This window comes from Mycobacterium sp. E740 (assembly GCF_001672895.1).
In the GTDB taxonomy this organism is placed as follows: domain Bacteria; phylum Actinomycetota; class Actinomycetes; order Mycobacteriales; family Mycobacteriaceae; genus Mycobacterium.
Window position 1 is genome coordinate 1 of the sequence record NZ_LZKP01000058.1, and the last position, 3985, is coordinate 3985.

The 3985-nt window shown below is 69.8% G+C and carries 1 protein-coding gene; it reads left to right on the top strand.

The genetic code is table 11. From position 1 onward, the window contains the following. The coding region (locus A5663_RS05510; protein WP_156744367.1) for a non-ribosomal peptide synthetase at positions 1-3985 on the top strand (3985 nt) is incomplete at both ends.

The following is a 3985-nucleotide window of genomic DNA, read 5'->3' on the forward strand; positions in this document are numbered from 1 at the left end:
ACGTCCTCGCCGAGGTGAAGCAGAAGGCGCTCGACGCCTACAGCAACCAGGACGTTCCGTTCGAATTGCTGGTCGAACAACTCAACCCGGCGCGTTCGACGTCGCACAACCCGCTGTTCCAGGTGCTGATGGTGTTCCAGAACAACGTGCGTCCCGACGCGCTGGCTCTGGACCAGGTCACCATCGATCAGCTGCCGATCGCCACGAGAACAGCCAGATTCGACCTGGACATCGAGCTCGGCGAGGTGCCCACCGACGACCCGGCGGCGCCGATGGCCGCCGGCATGGTGCTGTACGCGACGGATCTGTACGAGCGGGCCACCATCGAGCGCCTGATCACCTGGTTCGGCCGGGCACTGGAGGCCGTCGTCGCCGACGCCTCGGTGTTGGTGGGCGAGGTGCCGCTGGTGGACCGTGACGAGCGGGACCTCGTGCTCTCGCAGTGGTCCGGCGCCGGCGTGACCGCACCGGTCGGAGTCGCCCCGCAGCTGTTGGCCGCCGCGGTGGCCGCCGACCCCGACGCACCGGCAGTGGTCGACGGTGCACGGGAACTGTCCTACCGCGAGCTCGACGAGTGGTCGACGCGGCTGGCGCGCGTGCTGATCGAGCAGGGCGTGGGTCCGGAGCGCGCGGTCGGCGTGGCGATGGACCGGTCCGCGGAGCTGGTCGTGACGTGGTGGGCGCTCATGAAAGCCGGCGGGGCGTACGTGCCGATCGACCGGGGGCATCCGGTCGAACGCATCGCCACCGTGCTGGACGCCGTCGGGGCAGTGTGCGTGCTGACCGTCGACTCCGAGCAGATCGCCGGGGCTGGGACGCGCCCCGTCCTGCGCATCGGCGATCTGGAACTCTCCGGCGCGTCTGCCGATCCGATCACCGACATCGACCGGCTGGGACCGCTGACCGTCGACACGACCGCCCATGTGATCTTCACGTCGGGTTCGACCGGCACTCCCAAGGGCGTGTCGGTCAGCCACGCCGGCCTACAGGGTGTGGCCGCCCTGCACGACGTCATCGGGCTGGACGCGGACACGCGCCTGCTCATGGTGGCGGCACCGACCTTCGACGTTTCCGTCGGCGAGATACTGCTGGCAGTCGGGGCGAGGGCCGCTCTGGTGGTCGCGCCCTCCGACGGATACGCCGGTGAGGCTCTCACCAGGCTGCTGGAGCGCCAGCGGGTCACCGCGGCGTCGCTCACGCCGACGGTGTTGTCGACGGTGGATCGCAGTCGGCTGGGCCACCTCGACACGCTGATCACCACCGGGGAGGCCTGCCCGACCGAGTTGGCGGCCGCGTGGGCGCGCGATCGGCGGATGTTCAACGCCTACGGCCCGACCGAGACCACCATCTGGGCCACGTGCAGCGCGGCACTGCAGCCTGGCCAGCCGGTGGGTATCGGCGCGCCCGTTCCCGGGGTGGCCGCGCTGGTGCTCGACGACCGGCTGAACCCGGCGCCCGTCGGCGTGGTGGGCGAGCTGTACCTGGCCGGCCCGGCGCTGGCGCACGGCTACGTCGGCCGCCCGGAGCTGACCGCCGACCGGTTCACCGCCAACCCCTACGGCGGGCCCGGTGCCCGCATGTACCGCACCGGTGACCGCGTCCGCTGGACCCGCGGCGGTGTTCTCGACTACCTCGGCCGCGCCGACACGCAGATCAAACTGCGCGGACAGCGGATCGAACTCGGCGAGATCGAGAACACGCTGCTGGCGTGTCCGGAGATCACCCAGGCCATCGCGACGGTGCATCACGGCAGTGCGGGCGACCACCTGATCGCCTACGTGACCCTCGACCACGCCACGTCCGCCGAGCAGGACGTCGAAACCGTCGAACACTGGCAGACCGTCTACGACGAGGTCTACGGCCTCAACGGTTCGACGCCGGCGTTCGGCGCGGACTTCCGGGGCTGGAACAGCAGCTTCACCGAAGATCCGATTCCTCTCGACGAGATGGAGGAATGGCGATCGGCCACGGTGGCCCGGATCATGGCGCTGCGGCCGCGACGGGTGTTGGAGATCGGCGTCGGGTCCGGACTGGTGCTTGCCGAGGTCGGTCCGCACTGCGAACACTATGTGGCAACGGACATGTCGGCGGTGGCCGTCGACAAGCTCGCCCGGTCACTGGTGGACCTGCAGGTCCCGTGGCGCGATCGGGTCGAGCTGCTGGCCCAGCCCGCGCACGTCACCGACGGGCTGGCGAACGGTTACTTCGACACCGTCATCATCAACTCGGTCGTCCAGTACTTCCCCAGCGCGGCATATCTTTCCGACCTCATCGACAACGTCATGGACCTGCTGGCCCCGGGCGGGTCGCTGTTCATCGGCGACGTTCGCAACCACAGCCTGCAGGGTGCGTTCCAGACCGCGGTCGCGCTCGCCCACACCGACACCGCTGACGCCGACGAGATCCGCCGACGCGTGCAACTGGCCCTCGTGAGTGAGCCCGAATTACTGCTGACCCCAGAGTTTTTCACCACGTGGGCCGCCGAGAACCCCGCGGTGGCCGGCATCCACGTCGAGGTCAAGCGCGGCTGGGCCGACAACGAGCTGACCCGGTACCGCTACGACGTCACCGTTCACAAGGCGCCCACCGCGGTCCGCTCACTGGCCGCCACGCCCACCTGGACATGGGCGCAGTGTGCCGGGCTGCACGGACTGCAGGACCAACTCGTGGCCGAGCAGCCGGACGTCGTGCGCATCACCGAGATACCCCGCGCCGCACTCGTCACCGACATCCACATCGAAGACGCCCTGGCCGCCGGGCTGCCCGTCGACGACGCGCTCGCGCAAGCCATCGCCGCGACCCCCGACACCGCCACCCCCGAACAGTTGCACCGGCTCGGCGAAGCCAACGGGTACCACGTCGCCACCACGTGGGGCGCGCGGCCCGGCACCTTGGACGCCGTGTTCATCGCCGTCAACGGCGTCGCTGCGGTTCCGGCCCTCACCGACCTCTACCTGCCCGCCGCGGGCGCCGGGCTCCGCAGCAGCCATGCCAACCAGCCGCAGACCAACGCCAAGATCAGCGCGGTGCGGCAGCGGCTGACTGACCGGTTGCCGGAATACATGGTCCCCTCGCAGATCGTGGTCCTCGACGAGTTCCCGCTGACCTCCTCGGGCAAGCTCGACCGCAAGGCGCTGCCTGCACCGATGTTCGCCGCCACGACGTTCCGCGCCCCGCAGACCGAGACCGAGGAAGTGCTGGCCGGCATCTATGCCGAGGTGCTCGGGCTGCAGCGGGTCGGAGTCGACGACTCCTTCTTCGACCTCGGTGGGGACTCGCTGCTGGCGATGCGGGTCGTCGCCGCGGTCAACACCGGGCTGAAGGCCCACCTCGACGTGCGCGCCCTGTTCGAGGCGCCGACGGTCGCCCAGTTGGCCTTGCGAATCGGTGTCGAGGGCGGCGGGCTGGACCCGTTGGTGGCGGTGCCGCGGCCTGCCGAGGTGCCGTTGTCGTTTGCGCAGAACCGGTTGTGGTTCATCGACCAGTTGCAGGGCCCCTCGCCGATCTACAACATGGCGGTCGCGTTGCGGCTGCAGGGGCGCCTCGACGCCGATGCGTTGCGTCAGGCGTTCGCCGACGTGGTGGGCCGCCACGAGAGCCTGCGCACTTTGTTCGTCGCCCCGAACGGCGTGCCGCGCCAGTCGGTCGTTCCGGTCGAGGATGCCGATTTCGGATGGCAATTCGTCGATGCCGCGGGCTGGTCGCCGGACCGGCTCGACGACGCGGTGGGCGCCGTCGCGCGGTACACCTTCGATCTGTCAGCTGAAATCCCACTGCGCGCAAGGCTTTTCCGCGTCGCAGACGACGAGCACGTGTTGGTGGCGGTGGTGCACCACATCGCCGCCGACGGCGTGTCGATCAACCCGCTGATCGGTGATCTGGCGGTCGCGTATGCCGGCCGGTCTGCGGGGCATGCGCCGGACTGGGCGCCGCTGCCGGTGCAGTACGTCGACTACACGCTGTGGCAGCGTGAGCAGCTCGGCGA